Origin of the sequence: Bacteroides stercorirosoris, from assembly GCF_900142015.1 — a bacterium.
GTDB classification, from domain to species: domain Bacteria; phylum Bacteroidota; class Bacteroidia; order Bacteroidales; family Bacteroidaceae; genus Bacteroides; species Bacteroides stercorirosoris.
On sequence record NZ_FQZN01000061.1, the window covers coordinates 1 to 16887 of the forward strand.

Annotated in this window: 20 protein-coding genes; all 20 read right to left on the reverse strand. The window is 34.0% G+C overall.

The genetic code is table 11. The annotated features are described in order from the left end of the window. Nucleotides 1-257: DegT/DnrJ/EryC1/StrS family aminotransferase (locus BUC01_RS24015; RefSeq protein WP_139261916.1), on the reverse strand; the 257-nt coding region annotated here is incomplete at its 3' end. A gap of 129 nt (nucleotides 258-386) precedes the next feature. Continuing rightward, on the reverse strand, nucleotides 387-986 hold the full coding sequence (locus BUC01_RS24020; RefSeq protein ID WP_025835409.1) for an MBL fold metallo-hydrolase: 600 nt from the start codon (nucleotides 984-986) through the stop codon (nucleotides 387-389). Beyond that, a complete protein-coding gene (locus tag BUC01_RS24025) occupies nucleotides 986-1204 on the reverse strand; it encodes an acyl carrier protein (protein WP_022208038.1) in 219 nt (72 codons plus the stop codon). The genes BUC01_RS24020 and BUC01_RS24025 overlap by 1 nt, the downstream gene beginning before the upstream one ends. 21 nt (nucleotides 1205-1225) lie before the next feature. Beyond that, nucleotides 1226-1987, reverse strand: coding sequence for an SDR family NAD(P)-dependent oxidoreductase (locus BUC01_RS24030; protein ID WP_025835403.1), 762 nt, complete (start codon nucleotides 1985-1987; stop codon nucleotides 1226-1228). Continuing rightward, complete coding sequence (locus tag BUC01_RS24035) at nucleotides 1984-2652, reverse strand: SDR family oxidoreductase (protein ID WP_159106542.1); 669 nt, start codon at nucleotides 2650-2652, stop codon at nucleotides 1984-1986. The genes BUC01_RS24030 and BUC01_RS24035 overlap by 4 nt, the downstream gene beginning before the upstream one ends. An 8-nt stretch (nucleotides 2653-2660) precedes the next feature. After that, nucleotides 2661-2903, reverse strand: coding sequence for an acyl carrier protein (locus tag BUC01_RS24040; RefSeq protein WP_025835400.1), 243 nt, complete (start codon nucleotides 2901-2903; stop codon nucleotides 2661-2663). Between the two features lie 11 nt (nucleotides 2904-2914). Continuing rightward, on the reverse strand, nucleotides 2915-3724 hold the full coding sequence (locus BUC01_RS24045) for a GNAT family N-acetyltransferase (protein ID WP_025835399.1): 810 nt from the start codon (nucleotides 3722-3724) through the stop codon (nucleotides 2915-2917). After that, on the reverse strand, nucleotides 3711-5234 hold the full coding sequence (locus BUC01_RS24050) for an amino acid adenylation domain-containing protein (RefSeq protein WP_073315133.1): 1524 nt from the start codon (nucleotides 5232-5234) through the stop codon (nucleotides 3711-3713). Before BUC01_RS24050 ends, BUC01_RS24045 begins: the two co-directional genes overlap by 14 nt. Continuing rightward, nucleotides 5231-6343: a 3-oxoacyl-ACP synthase III family protein gene (locus BUC01_RS24055; RefSeq protein WP_025835397.1), complete on the reverse strand. Its 1113-nt coding sequence runs from the start codon at nucleotides 6341-6343 to the stop codon at nucleotides 5231-5233. Before BUC01_RS24055 ends, BUC01_RS24050 begins: the two co-directional genes overlap by 4 nt. 9 nt (nucleotides 6344-6352) lie before the next feature. Next, nucleotides 6353-7000: a hypothetical protein gene (locus BUC01_RS24060; protein WP_022208045.1), complete on the reverse strand. Its 648-nt coding sequence runs from the start codon at nucleotides 6998-7000 to the stop codon at nucleotides 6353-6355. A 2-nt stretch (nucleotides 7001-7002) separates the two neighbouring features. Continuing rightward, nucleotides 7003-8259 (reverse strand): glycosyltransferase family 4 protein, encoded by a 1257-nt coding sequence (locus tag BUC01_RS24065; protein WP_034524737.1) that lies wholly within the window; start codon nucleotides 8257-8259, stop codon nucleotides 7003-7005. Nucleotides 8260-8413: 154 nt separating this feature from the next. Continuing rightward, nucleotides 8414-9523, reverse strand: a complete 1110-nt coding sequence (locus tag BUC01_RS24070) for a DegT/DnrJ/EryC1/StrS family aminotransferase (RefSeq protein ID WP_025835396.1) — start codon at nucleotides 9521-9523, stop codon at nucleotides 8414-8416. A gap of 11 nt (nucleotides 9524-9534) precedes the next feature. Continuing rightward, nucleotides 9535-10029: an acyltransferase gene (locus tag BUC01_RS24075; protein ID WP_243462752.1), complete on the reverse strand. Its 495-nt coding sequence runs from the start codon at nucleotides 10027-10029 to the stop codon at nucleotides 9535-9537. After that, the gene (locus BUC01_RS24080; protein ID WP_025835392.1) at nucleotides 9971-10417 is read right to left on the reverse strand and encodes a sugar 3,4-ketoisomerase; all 447 of its coding nucleotides are present in this window, start codon (nucleotides 10415-10417) and stop codon (nucleotides 9971-9973) included. Before BUC01_RS24080 ends, BUC01_RS24075 begins: the two co-directional genes overlap by 59 nt. Beyond that, complete coding sequence (locus BUC01_RS24085; RefSeq protein WP_025835390.1) at nucleotides 10404-10820, reverse strand: sugar 3,4-ketoisomerase; 417 nt, start codon at nucleotides 10818-10820, stop codon at nucleotides 10404-10406. Before BUC01_RS24085 ends, BUC01_RS24080 begins: the two co-directional genes overlap by 14 nt. A gap of 121 nt (nucleotides 10821-10941) precedes the next feature. Beyond that, a complete protein-coding gene (locus BUC01_RS24090) occupies nucleotides 10942-12141 on the reverse strand; it encodes a glycosyltransferase (protein ID WP_175560910.1) in 1200 nt (399 codons plus the stop codon). A 172-nt stretch (nucleotides 12142-12313) separates the two neighbouring features. After that, nucleotides 12314-13654 (reverse strand): nucleotide sugar dehydrogenase, encoded by a 1341-nt coding sequence (locus BUC01_RS24095; protein WP_073315138.1) that lies wholly within the window; start codon nucleotides 13652-13654, stop codon nucleotides 12314-12316. A 53-nt stretch (nucleotides 13655-13707) separates the two neighbouring features. Next, nucleotides 13708-15000 (reverse strand): hypothetical protein, encoded by a 1293-nt coding sequence (locus BUC01_RS24100; protein WP_073315140.1) that lies wholly within the window; start codon nucleotides 14998-15000, stop codon nucleotides 13708-13710. Between the two features lie 4 nt (nucleotides 15001-15004). Continuing rightward, nucleotides 15005-16285 carry a lipopolysaccharide biosynthesis protein gene (locus BUC01_RS24105; protein ID WP_025835388.1) on the reverse strand — a complete coding sequence of 427 codons (1281 nt, stop codon included), beginning with the start codon at nucleotides 16283-16285 and terminating at the stop codon, nucleotides 15005-15007. A 110-nt stretch (nucleotides 16286-16395) separates the two neighbouring features. Then, nucleotides 16396-16845, reverse strand: coding sequence for a UpxZ family transcription anti-terminator antagonist (locus BUC01_RS24110; protein WP_073315142.1), 450 nt, complete (start codon nucleotides 16843-16845; stop codon nucleotides 16396-16398). Between the last annotated feature and the right edge of the window lie 42 nt (nucleotides 16846-16887).

Sequence of the window (16887 nt, forward strand, 5' to 3'; positions counted from 1 at the left end):
AATGCCGTAGCACTATATGTATACGCCGGAACAATTACTTCATCTTCAGCAGTTACTCCCAACCAGCGAAGCATCATAATAGCTCCCGAAGTCCATGAGTTTACACAAAGCACTTCTTTTGCATTAGAAAATACTTTTATTTCTTCTTCCAATGCTTTTACTTTAGGACCGGAAGTGATCCAGCCGGAACGTAACGAATCAACGACCTCGTTGATGACCGCCTCGTCAATATAAGGGGGCGAAAATGGAATTTTCATGATCTATTATATCGAATTATTTTAAATGAATCAAATACGTAAGTCCACAAGAGAAATATTCCCACTTTATCGTATTGTTTGAGCCCAAAGACATTTACTGATTCATTCTTTCTTTTTTATGATAAGAATTTATAAGAGACTTTTCCACTTATCCACATCATGTCCTGCATAAACAATTCTGTTTTCAGCTAAACAAAGAATATGTTCCATAGAAATCTCTGCTTTTACTTTATCACCATACGGCAATTTAGTTACAACTTTAGCATCAGGGATATAACTATCTCCTGTAAAAATATAGTTATCAGTATAATAAGTCAAACAACTTGGACAATGACCAGGTGTCTCAATTACGTATAACATTACATCGCTAAATAATTGAACTTCATCACCACTTGAAAGGAGTATCACATTCTGACCTTCATATATGGTAGAATGTTCATAATAAAACGAAAAATTTTTCCTATCGTCATACAATGCTTCTTCTCCATATTTTGATGTATAAATACTACAACTAGGAAATCGTAAAACAAGCTCATTTATGCCTGCAATGTGGTCGAAGTGTGTATGTGTAAGAAAAAGTCCTCGAATATTCAAATCTTTCGGCAATTCATTAAACAACACTTTTACATCACTCACATCTATAAGAAAAGCATTATTCTGCCCCTCCTCAAATAGTACATACATATTTGAAGAAGGGGCATCATTAATGATTTTTTTAACCTTGAGCATTATTCCCAAAATGTAAGAATATCACCTATGGTTTTGAACTCACGAAGCTGTTCACCTGTTAATTTCTTTCCAAATTCTTCATCAGAAATAACAATAAGCGAAAGTTTCGCCATAGAATCAAATTCATCTACCGTAGAAAGTTTCGTCTCCACAGTCAATGTACCATTCTCTAGTTCCAGCATATCTTCTAGAACTGCAATTTTTTCTTCAATAGTCATTGTTAAAAAAAGATTTAATTATTATGATGATAATTTACCGCCATCAACACTAATGCAACTACCTGTAACCATTTTAGACAAGTCACTCATTAAATAAACCACTGTATTTGCAATGTCTTCGGGCTGACAAATGCCTAAATACTGCCGGCGTAGTATCTGTTTGTATTCCTCAGAATCCCCCCCATAACTTTCAGACATTCTTGCCATAGGAGTATCAGTAACACCAGGTGCAACTGTATTTATACGAATATTTTTAGGAGCTAATTCTTTTGCAATACAGCGAACAGCAGAATTCATAGCAGCCTTGGATGCACAATATGCAGTTTTCGTTGAATTTCCAAGAAAAGCACCAATTGCTGAAACACCAACAACATTCATACCCTGTAAATTATATGCGTTACGAGTAGAAAAACATCTTATCATCTCTATGAATGAAAAAAAATTAACATTCATCACTTTCAACATAAATTCGTATTTTGACAACTTTAAGGGACGTACTACACCAACTCCAACACAAAAGACCAATCCGTCCACAGGACCATTCTCTTCAATAATGGAGTTTACACAAGGTTCAATAGTATGGATTGCCGAGAAGTCACATATATATGTTTTATTCCCTTCACCTTTGAGTTCTAGTAAAGTTCTATTGAGATTATTTTCATTGAGATCTAATAAAAGAATTCGAGCACCATAAGCATTAAGTGTTTTAGCTGTAGCAGCACCAATGCCACCAGCACCAGCCACAACAAAAGTCTTATTTGTAAAATCTATAGCACTATTCATAATATATATCCTCCATCTATTACTATTGATGTACCCGTAATCGTTTTAGTAGCATCACTAAGTAAAAAGGCAATTACATTTGCTACCTCTTCCGCTTTTGTCAACCCCAAAATCTGCTGCTGTACCAAACCGCCATTAATAGCACTAATATTCTGAATATGATTTTTTTTTAAATCAGCGTCAACTCCACCTTTTTGGACAGAATTCACTCGAATACCATCATTGGCAAATTCAACAGCCAAACACCTAACAGCTGCATCCAAAGCAGCTTTTGAAGAACAGAAAGCCATCTTTGCTTTCATAGCTTTGATGCTACTAATAGAGGACATTGCTACAATACTTGCTCCGTTTTCCATCCCTTTTACTTTCTTGAGCGAACGTACGACTTCAATAAAAACATTGAAATTGTCATTCAAAATTTCATTCAAATTTCCAGGTTTAACAAATTGAAGTGGTTTAAAATCACTGTGTACAATAGCAAACACAACACCATCAAAGGCACCATTGGATTTTACGAGTTGCTTGATATATGACTCAATGTGTGCTGTATTTCTCTCTTCATACACTTCGACTTTCGCACCAAGTTCTTTGATCTGACGAAAAATTGCTTCGTCTAAAGCATTTGAACCTCCAATAAGCAATATACGCTTATCAGTCAAATCCATTGGATTTATCATTTAGGATTTTCTTTAGGATTTTTCAAGTTCTGAATCAAATTCCAAATCGCTTCAACTGAATTGAAATTATCAGGAATTAGTTCATTAATACGAACTTGTACGCCAAATTCATCATCTAACTCAGATATAATAGACACGACATCCATTGAATCCAAAATTCCATCATCAATTAATAATGTTTCATTTTTGAAATCGACATCTGGTCGAACACGCTGCAATATTTCCAATAGTTTCTCCATAGTTCTATTATTTATTTTATTAATGATATTGTCGATTTAAAAGTATACTTAAATCCTTTCTTCTGATACATACTAACAGCTACAGTATTCTGATGTTGCACCCAAAGCATATAACGATGTTTCTCATTTTCCATATTATTTTCTATAAACGTATCAAGCAGAACTTGTCCTACGTGTCTACCTCTTCCTTCAGGAATAACTGCCACATGTGAAATACAAGCTGTTTTACCTATAAAAGTCTGGTGCAATGCCCCTAAAAATTCATCATTATCAATGTCATGCGCAATCCAAATAGCATTATTTATCAATAATTTTTCATACATATCAGAAGTTATATAATCGCCACTCAAAATATCAAATGAATCATTAAATAACTTACAAGCTTTTTCTATCTCCCATAAGTTTTTTGCAAATTCGACTTTCACCCCTTCTATTTTAATTGGTCTTTCCAAATCCTTATATACTCCTAAATACTGGTCTCTAATAAGATTAACCCTAAATCCCACCTTTTCAAGAAATTCTATTTCTTCCTGTGGAAAATAACTTTTTCCACGATATAAAATTTCAACCACTACATCTTTAAGTTCATTAAAATCTGGTTTTGCATTAAAATCATTGATATAATAATACATTCTAAATCCAGTATTTTTTTTCACAAAAAGAAAAGCATTATGCCTATCACAAACTTCAAAAAGTTCACCGTTATTTATCAAAGTCTCCGCTTCTCTTTGCAAATAATCGTTAGAAGCCCCTTCTTTACTTCGATATTGTTCAACTATCTCCACATATCGTTCAATAGTATTTATTTTATTGAGCATCATAATTCTTCTTCAACTCTATACGATCTATTTTACCATTCATATTATAAGGCAACACTCTCAAGTGAAAGACTTCATTAGGAAACATATATTTAGGGAGTTTATCTTTTATCAAATTAATAATGTCCAGTTCTTCACCTGAAACAGTTGTATAATAGAGAATAATGGAATCCTTTTCTTGATCAAAGATACAAGCAGCATTAGAAATATCTGCAATTGAATTAACAACGACTTCTATTTCTTCTAATTCAATGCGATGCCCCATATGTTTTATTTGAAAATCCTTACGTGACACAAATTCAATCTCTCCATGTTTGTTATATTTTACGATATCACCTGTACGGTAGATTTTATCATCATAAAAATTATGAAGCGGATTTTGGACAAATACCTCATGAGTTTTAATTTCGTTATTATAATAACCAAGAGCTACACCGGTACCACGCACACATAACTCACCTATCTCATTCACTCCTACAAGCTTATCTTGATCATTGAACACCAGTACTTCCATATTATGACAAGCTTTACCAATAGGTATGTATTCATCGTCATCAAAATCACGATTCACTACATAATAGGTACAGTCAACAGTAATTTCGGTTGGTCCATACAAATTTACGTATTGAGCATTTGGTAATTTATGTATCCAAACTTTCAGTTGCTTTGCCGGCATTGCTTCACCTGCAAAAAATACACGTTTTATATACTTTGGAACACTATCATTTAGTATTTGGCTATTACCAACTAACACTACAGCAGATGTAGCCCATAAAATAGTTGTAATCTTTCGTTCATTAAGGAACTTCACCAACAATTTTGTAAAAGTGAAATACTTCTTGGCTATAATGTTAAGCGTAGCACCCGACTTCAAACAAATATAAATATCCTTCACCGAACCATCAAAATAGAATGGAGTTTGATTTCCAAGTGCATCAGTTTCATCAAATCCAAATGTTTCGACAAGCCACTCTGCAAGATCAATAGCACCACGGTGACTAATTACTACCCCTTTGGGAACTCCAGTCGAACCACTAGTAAAGATAGAATAGAGAGGGTCAGTGTCTATTACTTTAGATCGAACATCTGCAATATACGCCTTGTCCACCTCATTATCTATCACCTCTGCATAATTGAAACGCACCCCTTTAAACTCAATCAAGTCAAGTATCTTATCATCAGCAACCGTAGTAGTGATAGCAGCTATCGGATTAAGCACATCATTAATGAGCTTTACACGCTGATCAGGCATTTTACAGTCGATAGGTACATAAAAATTGCCACTCTCCACTACGCCCATAAATCCCACAAGTCCTTCTATCCGACGATCTACAAATACCAGTACAGGTCTACGCATCTGCTTATCTGTAGCAACACCTAACGCTGTTCCAATAACTTCAGCTTGATATTTCCATTCGGCAAAAGTCAAAAAAGTCTTTTCATCAGCAATAGCTGTTTTATCAGGAAAGCGTTGTGCCATTGCATCAAGATAGGAAAGAATATTTGTTATCATTTCTTTTCGTATAATTGGTTAGGATTAGTAATAAGCCCTTCTTCAAAGATTTCATCATCCTCAAAAATTGGCAAAATATCGTCTGTATTTATTTCAAACGAAGTGGCACCCAAAGAAATGCCGATACCAAAACCACAAGTCATCACTTTGATAACTTTATGTTCATTGTTATTTCCATAGCGATCACAAAGCGACACGATAGCAGAAGCACCAGAGGTATTTCCATAACGATCAAGTGAAATAGGAATTTTATCAAAATCGATCCTGGATTTCTTTGCTATCTGCTTCAATATATAAAGATTAGCTTGATGCAAAGCAAAGCAATCATAACTATCAGATGTCGTTCCCGTTTGAGTAAAAAAATCCTTAATAAGACGAGGCACATCAAAAATCGTAAATGTAAACACTGAAGTGCCTTGAATGAAACTATTCATCAATGTACGTTCATTTCCATCTTCGCACATTACAACTTTTTCATTCGCATGAAGGTTACGATAACCACCACCTGGAACAATCATATATCGATATCCCGAACCATCACTACGAAGCAATGCTGTTATTTCATCATATTCATTATCAGTCTTTTCCAGCAACATCACCGCACCAGCCTCGCCAAACAGCATAGCCGAACTTTTATCAGTTGGATAAACAGACTTCCCAGCTGTGTCACCAACAACAACCAGTGCTCTTTTTATGTCACTAGTGGTCATAATCGAAGCAATAGTCTGCATACCTACGACCAATGATGAACATCCTAAACTGATATCATAACAAACAGCTTCTTTAGGAATTCCTAAACGATATTGCAATACAAAAGCGGTAGAAGGGCGACGATAATCTGGACTATGTGATACAAACAACAATGCCCCAATCTCTTCAGAACTAATACCATTCTTTTTCAAAAGTTCTTTAGCTGCTCTATAACCAAGATCTGAACAAGTTTGATATTCAAAAGTACGGCGTGAGGCTCTTACACCCGTCATCGCCATAAACTTATCCACCTCTACATCACCAAACAAAGGCTTGTAGCTTTCTGTCTTAACTTCATTACTAGGAACGGCACATGCCACTCCTGCAACTTTAATATTCTTGAAATTAAAAAATGCCATATTAGACAATTATAAAACTAAACCATTATCTGATTTTAGTTGTTTTTTAAATAAAACCCTTTCTCTTCCATCTGGTAACACAATCTCTTCCACCACCTCTGACTTATCTATTTTTGTATAAAATTTATATACCCTCTTATTAAATTTATCCACTTCAAAAAACAATTCTCTATAGCCTAAATTATAAATAATATTCTCCTTAACATGCCCCATTTCTATCGATTTTACCCCATCATCTTCATTCTTTAACCAACACCAATACTCTCCTCTAACGCCTTCATTATGTATAAATTTTATTTTATTTTTTTTATCCAATGACTTATATCGATCAATAACTTCAATTATCAATCTAGGATGAAATATTAGACTTCCTAATGCCGAAAATCCAAGTCTAACAATATTTTTCTTTATTGTTAAAGCCTGATATTTCGCATCCAAAGTTGCACTGCTGAAACCAATAATCTTTCTCTGACTATTTTCTGCACAAACGACAACTTCATATGGATCATTAAGTATCACTTTATAATAAGATCGAAGAAAAGATTTTCCTAGTGATAAAAAAATTCCTTTTTGATATCTTTCTCTTACATTCCAATGCACATTCGCTATTTGTTTTGCATCAGAAGGTTTAGCTAGTCTGAATTTAATATTGCTCATTCTTATATACTATTAATGACATCAACCATTTTCTTCGCAAGAAATTTATAGTCAAACTCTTTAGCTGCCAACCTAGCTCTATCACACATTAACGCATATTCTCCTTCAGGCAAATCTAAAATTTTTAATATCTCTTCTGCATAATCAGCTGAAGAAGTATATTCCCTCGCAATACCAATACGATTTTTAGAAATAGGGCAATCATAAATATTAATATTACAAACGATTGGCTTACCTGCAGCCATATATTGAAACATTTTACTTGAGCTTATACCATTTTTCGCAAAATCAGATGACAGGTAATTTAATATATTTAGATAACTTTTGGATAGTACATATGGAACAAATTTTGGATCTATCCACTTATCTTTAACAATAATATTAGATAGCTGATGTTCTTTACAATATGATATTATTTTCTCTCGTTCTGTACCATCCCCATAAATCAAAAATTTCACATCTTTTTTCTTGTTTTCTAAGATTTCTGCAGCATAGACCAATTGCATTACATTATTCACGCGCCTTAATGAACCTAAATAAACAACTTTTTTATGGCAAGAACGTAAATCTGGATCATCAATGACAAACTGTTGTTTAAAATTTTCAAAATCATCAAGATCAACCCCATTATTTATATAAAATACCTTTTTCAAATCAATAGGACCACCGTTGTCAACATCCCATCTTTTATTTTTAAGGTAGTCATAACAACCAGACCAAGAAAAAACAAGCGCATCTGATTTGGCACAATTATATTTTGATTGAGCAAATAACAACTTCACTATTGGATTCCATTTAGAAATTAACCCAAAATCCACAAAATTATCAGGCCAAACATCTAGGCTTTCCTTTATATATGAAATACCTCTTTTTTGGGCATATTTCAATAATGGGTTCGTCAAGAGAGGCCCTCCTGTCGCAATAATACAATCTGGACATTCAAAGTTATCTGCTAAATTCACCAATCTCTTAAAGAAAAGATAATCGCTCAATACTCTCCTTACTTTAGACGCTTTACTATACATTAACGTATTAATATGCACAAAATCAATCTTGCCATACTTTCGCCTCATATATTTTGAGTTATCTTCAATGATATTTAAATCCATGTTATGCATGACACTTGATCCAAATAATATCACCTTGTAACCAAATTCGGTCAAATAATAGGCAAACTTTATAGCACGCAGTCTGGATTCATATTTAGGTGGCATTGCATATTTATTTACAATCCAAATTGTTCTTATTTTGCTACTCATATAGAAACACTTATTAACAATCACTAGATGTACTTATATTCACAACAATAAAAAGTAAAAAAGGGGTTAAATCCTCTGATAATAATATTTACACATAAAATTACTTTCCAATATAACAGAATGCCCCATATTGTATGCAATTATTTACACAAAATTATTTTACTGGAAAATTATTAATCAACTTCACAACGTCCTTCACTTCCTCCATTGAAATTGTAGGTCCAATTGGTATACTCAGCTCATGTTCAGATATGTATTCCGTAATAGGAAGATTAAGGTTGGCCCACTCTTTGTAACATTCTTGTTTATGTGGAGGTATAGGGTAATGAATCACAGTCCCGACACCATTCCGCTCCAAATAGTCATGTAGTTCATCACGCTTTTCACACAGTACAGGAAACAAGTGGAAGACATTACTTCCATAAGATAATGTATCCGGCAAAGAAACCAAGGGATGTTTAATGTTTTGAATATAATATTTAGCCACTTCTTTACGATATGTATTATCTTCAACAAGATATTTCAATTTCACATTCAGCACAGCAGCTTGAACCTCGTCAAGTCTACTATTACGTCCCTTATATTTGAATATATATTTTTTCTGTGAACCATAGTTAGCCAAAGTACGCACAGTGATGGCCAGTTCCAAATCATTAGTTGTCACAGCACCACCATCACCTAATGCACCTAAATTCTTTCCCGGATAAAAGCTATGTCCAGCAGCATCACCTAACGAACCTGTCATGTAACCATCAGCTGTCAAACAGCCATGCGCTTGAGCATTATCCTCTACTAACTTCAGATTATATTTTTTGCAAATATTGGCAATTTTCTCACTCCAAGCCAAACGACCATAGAGATGCACAAGAGCTATAGCTTTTGTACGAGAAGTTATAACTTCCTCTATCTTATCCTCATCAATCTCAAGCGTATTCAGTCTTGGTTCTACAAGAACAGGCTTCAAACCATTTTCTGTGATAGCAAGAATAGTTGCAATATAGGTATTTGCCGGTACAATAACCTCATCACCTGGTTGCATTACACCCATCTCAATGTATGCACGGAAAATCCAAATCAGTGCATCCAAGCCATTGGCACAACCAACTGTATATTGTACTCCAACAAATTTTGAGTAATTCTCTTCAAAGCGTTCGTTCTCTTTGCCTTGAAGGTACCAACCTCCTTTAACCACACGGCTTACAGCCTCATTTATCTCAGCTCCGTGAAGAGCGGTTACATCTTTTAATGAAAGAAAAGGTATCATTTTGTTTTTCTTTATTTATCAGCTATTTTTCTAAGAAATTTCGCTGGATTACCTACCCAAATTTCTCCGGCAGGCACATTCTTTGTCACCACACTGCCAGCACCAATCATGGAATCCTCACCAATGGTTATCCCTGGAAGTATCGTAGAACCAGCACCGATAGATGCACCCTTGCACACCTTTGTCTTAAGAAGAACCCAATCCTCATTCTTCGACTTTGGATACATATCATTGGTAAAAGTCGTATTAGCACCTACCATTACATTATCTTCCAACTCAACACCATCCCAAACTTGGACACCACACTTAATAGTAACATTATTACCAATCACCACATTATTCTCAATCAGACAATGAGAACAAATATTGCATTTTTCGCCAATCCTGGCCTCAGGAAATACTACACAGTACTGCCAGATATTAGTAGAGGCCGGAACATTTTGATTCTTACAATCGCTTAACGGATGTATCATTGCTAATCTCCCTAAATTCAAGAAATTCATCATAATTGCGAATATAGTCTTCCTTTTTATATACATCAGAAGCCAAAACCATGCAAACAGCACCAGAAGAAAAATCATCCAAGTCACGCCATATACCGGGTTTTATATATAGGCCTTGATAAGGACGATTCAAGAAAAAAGAACGTTTAACTTTGCCATCATCCAAGGTTACACGAAAGGAACCGGATGCGGCAACCATAAACTGGCTCAAATCTCTGTGAGCATGTGCTCCACGAGACTCACCTCCTGGGACATCATATAGATAGTATACACGTTTCACATCAAAAGGAAGAGTATCGCCATTCTGCACTACAGTCAGGTTACCCTTACGATCACTGTGATGTTTGTCCAGCTCAATCATTGAGCAATCAAATACACTATATTTCTCCATTGCTCTTTAACTGTAAATAGTCGTCATAATTTCTAATATAGTCATCTGGAATATAACTAGTTGAAGCAAATTCCAATGCAAGAGAATTTGTAGAGAAATTGTCTATTCTTCTCCACAACCCTTTCGGAATATAAAGACCATAGTAAGAACGATTAAGTGTAAACTTATTCTGCCTCTCACCATCATCCACTATCACATCAAAACCTCCTGAAAGTGCAACTATGAATTCTTCCGTATTCCTGAATGCATGACTTCCACGGCATTCTCCTCCTGGAACATCATAAATCCAATATGTCCTCTTGATTTCAAACGGAATATGATTGTTCTGTTCTACAAACGAAAGATTCCCTCTCACATCTAAGAATTTGGGAAGTTCAATGATTTTACAATCTTTGATTGACATTTTATAATTCAGAATACAATATGGATATTTTATTTCAGTTGTTATAGACAAGCCATTAAATGTAAATGCTGATAATTCAATGATGAATAAGACAGGGAATCGTTATATGTTCAAGTAATTTTTATTTAACAATCAAATTATTCAAATATAAATCAGCGGCATTCTTATCTGTCAAGCGACGAGCAGTTTCAATTGCTCTCTCTGAAACAGCTAACCTTTCATCCAGAGTGAGTTTATTAATTTTACGAATTATATTTGCAAGCTCTTGAATGTTACCCGCTTCACATAAGAAACCGTTCACACCATCTTCTATCACACCATCAAACCCTTCTTTCTTAGAAGCTATAGTAATGCACCCACGAGCCATAGCCTCCAAATAGACTAATCCATAAACTTCCCTACGACTAATCATTATCATACAGTCAGCATTGTCATACTTAGCCTTTATTTCATCTCTCGGAATCCTACCACAAATAGTCACTTGACTCTCCAAATGATATTTCTTCATCTTCAATTTTATGGTTTCCAATTCATGACCATTGCCCACATAGTCAATGTGAAATTTTTTATCTTCATAAACATTAACCAAAGCCTCGATAATTTCAGCCGGATATTTACGTTGAATCATCTCTCCAACATAGATAAATCTACTTAATGGTTTCTCAAATGAATGAGTATTGCTTTCTGTAATATAACTTGCGGGAACACCTGAATAGCAGATAAAAGAATGCTTAAGCTTACCATACCTCTCTTCGAAATCTTCTCTATATTTCTTTGAACGGAATCCCCACAAATCAATTTTATTATAAAAACATTTAAATCGTTCACCGTAAACACCATCCAGATCAAAATTCTCATGCATTATAATAGCAGTTGTTGCTGAAGAATAAATACTTTTCAACTTCGCAACCACCTCTATCTGAGGATTAGGAAAATGCCCTACTATAACATCAGGTATAAAATCAGCTTCAGTATTACTATTAACTATTTTTTGAATAGATTTTCTGATAGAAATTGATAAAAATCTCCCATGAGGAATTGGTTTGAATAATGGTATTCTCAACACTTGCACACCATCCCATTCATATTGCGCCCCCTTATCACGTTTTGTATAAACTACCGCACCTGTTTTCGCAGTAATCAAATCTCTCGCTACCCGAGCTGCCCAATAGTAAAAGAAAGGATATACAGCCTGATAATGTACCACACGCACATTATGACCTTCTTTCACCCACTCCTTTGTAAAGTAATGACATACCGAAGTTCCCTTATTTTCCTTTGAAGGAAGCGGGTAAATGGTTGATAATAGAAGAATATTCATAATCATATGCAAATTCGCATTCTCTGTATATACAGCTTTGCGTTAGCTATAAAACATAGAAAATACTACTATTTACTTCAAATTAATATTTTTAGAACCGATTTTAACAAATGAATTTTACTTAATTTACAATAAGTAAAAGTCTATTGGGGCCAATAATATATAATTATTTTTACGAATCTCGTTTAAATACATCTCTAGTATAAACCTTCTCCTTCACATCATCCAGACAATCGTCATAACGATTAGCAATGATGGAATGACTCATTAACTTGAATTTCTCCAAATCATTATTTACCTTACTCCCAAAGAAAAGACTACCATCCTCCAGTACAGGTTCATAGATAATCACTGTAGCGCCCTTAGCCTTGATGCGTTTCATGATACCTTGAATAGCACTTTGACGAAAATTATCAGAGTTACTTTTCATTGTGAGACGATAAATACCAATCACACACTCCTTTTCGTGCATTTTATCATATCCATTTTGTTCACTGTAACTATAATAGCCCGCTTTTTTCAAAACTTGGTCAGCTATGAAGTCCTTACGGGTACGATTACTCTCAACAATAGCAGTCATCATATTCTGTGGTACATCGTTATAATTAGCCAGTAACTGTTTCGTGTCTTTGGGAAGACAATAACCGCCATAACCAAAGCTGGGATTATTGTAATGGGTACCAATACGGGGGTCAAGCCCCACTCCTTGAATAATAGCTTGTGTATCTAATCCCTTGATTTCAGCATAGGTATCTAATTCATTGAAGTAACTGACACGAAGAGCCAAATAAGTATTGGCAAAAAGCTTCACAGCTTCCGCCTCCTTCAAACCCATAAAAAGAGTGTCAATATCCTTCTTTATAGCCCCTTCCTGCAATAGAGAGGCAAAAACATGCGCCGCCTCCTCAAGCTCATTGCCTCCAATGGTATGGATAGCCTTATTCTCCTCATCAAACTGACCAATCATTTTAGGATAACCCACGATTATGCGACTAGGATATAAGTTGTCATATAATGCCTTACTTTCGCGCAGGAACTCAGGCGAAAAGAGCAAACGAAATTTGTGTGTGGTGTCCCACCCTTTCTCCTTAAATTTTTCAGTATACTTCACGTACAAGGAACGGCAATAACCAACCGGAATAGTACTTTTGATTACCATTGTTGCATCGGGATTAACCTCTAGTACCAAATCAATCACATCCTCAATATGATGCGTATCAAAGAAATTCTTCTGAGGGTCGTAGTTTGTAGGAGCTGCAATCACTACAAAATCAGCATCACTATAAGCCGTTGCACCGTCCAACGTAGCTGTCAGGTTCAGTTTCTTTTCCGAAAAATACTTTTCAATATATTCATCCTGAATAGGGCTGATTCGCCTATTGATTTTTTCAACCTTTTCAGATACCACATCAACAGCTATCACTTGATGATGTTGTGCAAGCAAAGTAGCCAACGACAAGCCCACATAGCCTGTTCCAGCTACAGCAATTTTAAGATCTTTAAAGTTTCTCATTTTTTTCACTTCTTACTAATACCAACAAATAGAATCATACAAACCATTTATATTCATAAAGTTTTTTGGGGATTAGTTCTATATGATATAAGAATAATCAATAAAGCCCAAACTCCACTAGATAAAAAGGTTGCGGGAATGAAAGTTGAAATAATCGCATATGAAAATATCACAGCTATAAAAAATATATATGACTCATTTACTCCTTTCGCACATGAACTTATAATTTTAAAGTAAACAACTAATATAAAGGGTAATATAAAACAACCTTCATTTCCAAAATTAGCATACGCTTCACTAATTAATCCATTATTAGCTCTTATACCTTCCACTTCTGGTGAAAAGTATTCCCCCACAGCAATATCTACACTAGTTGATGAATAGGGAGAATTCATGCCAAATCTGCTAAAAATGCTATTCCTATAATAATCCGGTTCAAACAGATTGAAAAAAGTATAATATTCATAATCCATTCCAGATGGAACATAAAACACTCTCCAAAAAACAAAAGAAACACCTAACTGTATTGTTGCATTTTTTACAAATGAGATTAAAATAATAAATATTGATGCTAATAACGGAATGTACCTAAGATAATATTGCTTATAATACAATCTTATTATAATTCCTATCACAGTTGCAAAAACTATAGATTTTAATCCTAAAATAGAAAAATCTATATAGATAATTATTGCAAATACAAATGCCGAAAAATATTTTTTTTTATCCAACAAATAACATATAACTAACGGACATAATAGTGTTGAAGCCGCTAAAATATACCTAAATACCGTAGGATAGCTATTTTCTCTTTGTTCAAATCTAATATCATATACATCAAACAACGAGGTATGAAGATGAAAACCAGTATATCTTATAGAAATGTATAAAACTGATATAACAAATAGACCAATAACAATATAAAACAAGTTCCTTAAACATCTATTGTGCTTTTCAATACAATCATTGCTCACTATTTTTATTGATGGCATATTATTACATAACGCCACAAACATAAACCAAAAGATAAAATTTGTGACGATGTATGCTTTCTCATAACTAATATAGCCAAGTAGAATAGTCAAAGGAATGAATTTCAATAATAGAAGCACAAATGAAACATTGCTCCAAAAACGATCTTTTCCAAACATTGCCTTTATAAACAATAAGGCCATACCTATGAAAAAAGCCCACGATATAATATATCTGGATAATGACGCATCATTAATATAACCGGCATAGCTATATATAGGCACAATGAATTTTACATAATACATTTCCTGTGCTATACGGTATAATACAAGAAATAAAAAAAGTGATATCCGTTGATGCTTAAATATTTTCATAATGTCATTTTACCGAATATCTATAGCACCAATAAAACTGCAACAAAAAAAGTAATGACTTTATTCCACTAAAAAAAAGCAAGAAAACATAAATATCTCTATATAAATTAGATATAACAATAAGAAGTAACATTGAAAACAAAAACAAAAGTTGCCATATAAAATCATATGACTGTTTACTTGCAATTATTAAAGTCGGACGAATAACTTCTGTAACAAATGATATGGCAACCATAGGTATTAAATATCTAGTATATATGCCAGCATTTATCCACTGTGAACCTAAAATAATTTCAAAAAGAAATGGAGAGATTATGAAAAGAATAGAAAAACCCACTAAAGAAATGATAGAGATAGGAACTATTGTTTTAACGAGTATATTTCTGCATGAACCATAATTGTTATAATCTTCATTCGCCCTCTGCCGATATGCATCACTAACAGCTATTGTAATAATGGAAATAGGAACTGCTATTATCGTATTCGACATTGAAAAAAAACCAAGCTCCTCTTTAGTAAAAACCGCACCTAAATAAAATAGAGGTATAGCGCACGATACACTATTAATCAATTTTCCAGTCATTACATATTTTGGAAATCTAATATATTTTATCAAACATTCCTTAACAACAGATAATGACACGATTTTATACAGATTTCTATCTTTCACAAACATAGAAAATAAACAAGAGAATGCAGAGATACCTCTGCCTATTAATTCACCATAGACCTTCCCGTTACCTAAGACCAATGAATTCATACACCCAAACAGTGTTTCTGCAATAGATAATGATGAACTATTTACTAGCTTATTCACGGACAACTGTTTGAAATATTTATTTTTAACACACCATTCATTATAACATTGATAAATAACAATGAACAATGCTATCAATATTGGGATAAAAAACAATTTCACAAAAAGAGGTTCATTTAATAATAAATGAATTTCATCTCTTAGGAAATAAAAAGTTAAGCATATAATACTTAACACAAATATCGACAATGACAATACTAATACAATAATATTAAAGGCCTCTTCCTTACTTTTAGAAATAAAAATTGAATAAGTATATCCACCAGTAACTAAGATAGCTAATATTGCCGCTATTTGAGAAAAAATTGCAGCTGTCCCTATTTGATCTGGTGTAAATAGCCGTCCTATTATTGGATAAAATATAATTGGAATTAATTGTGCTATAAAGGTTCCTCCAGTTAATACTAATAAGGACTTAGTATAATCTGACGTACGAATTCTATTTATAAATCCTTTGACTAATTTCATTATAAATTCTTAATTTCTTCCATACCACTATAGAGCAAATATGTAAGTGCCTTTAGCAACATATATGGCAAGAAGACTTAATTTCAAAAGCAATACACCAATTAAGACACTTACTCAATTTGATCTAATTCATTGATGACCTCTTGTTGCTCACTAGTGAACAAGCTATCCCAACTATTTATAATTATATGCGCTTCTTTTGCTAATTCTTCCTCTAACGTCTCTCTATAACAGGCCACCAATAATCGACATTTTAACAGCGAATCAGATATTTTATTCAATATTTCCCAACTGCGATCAAGTAGCATCTGAACTTTATCTTCCTTATCCCCATGATTGTAAATTGTAGCACTATAAGCTTTCAAGAGAGTAGTACAAAGCATCACCTCTTCTTCGTCATTCCGGGCTTTCTTCCGATACAAAGCTTCTGCCTGATTATAAACATCCGAATTTAGTTGACGAAAACGATCCGCATAAATGGGTTCACCATCCATACCAAGATAAAGAGGGTCAGTCCGAAAACCCTGTGGGTATGTTAAATTTACGCTGTCAGTTTGCATAATCTAAAAATAAAGAATGGTATATCTCCGACTCCCCTAAAC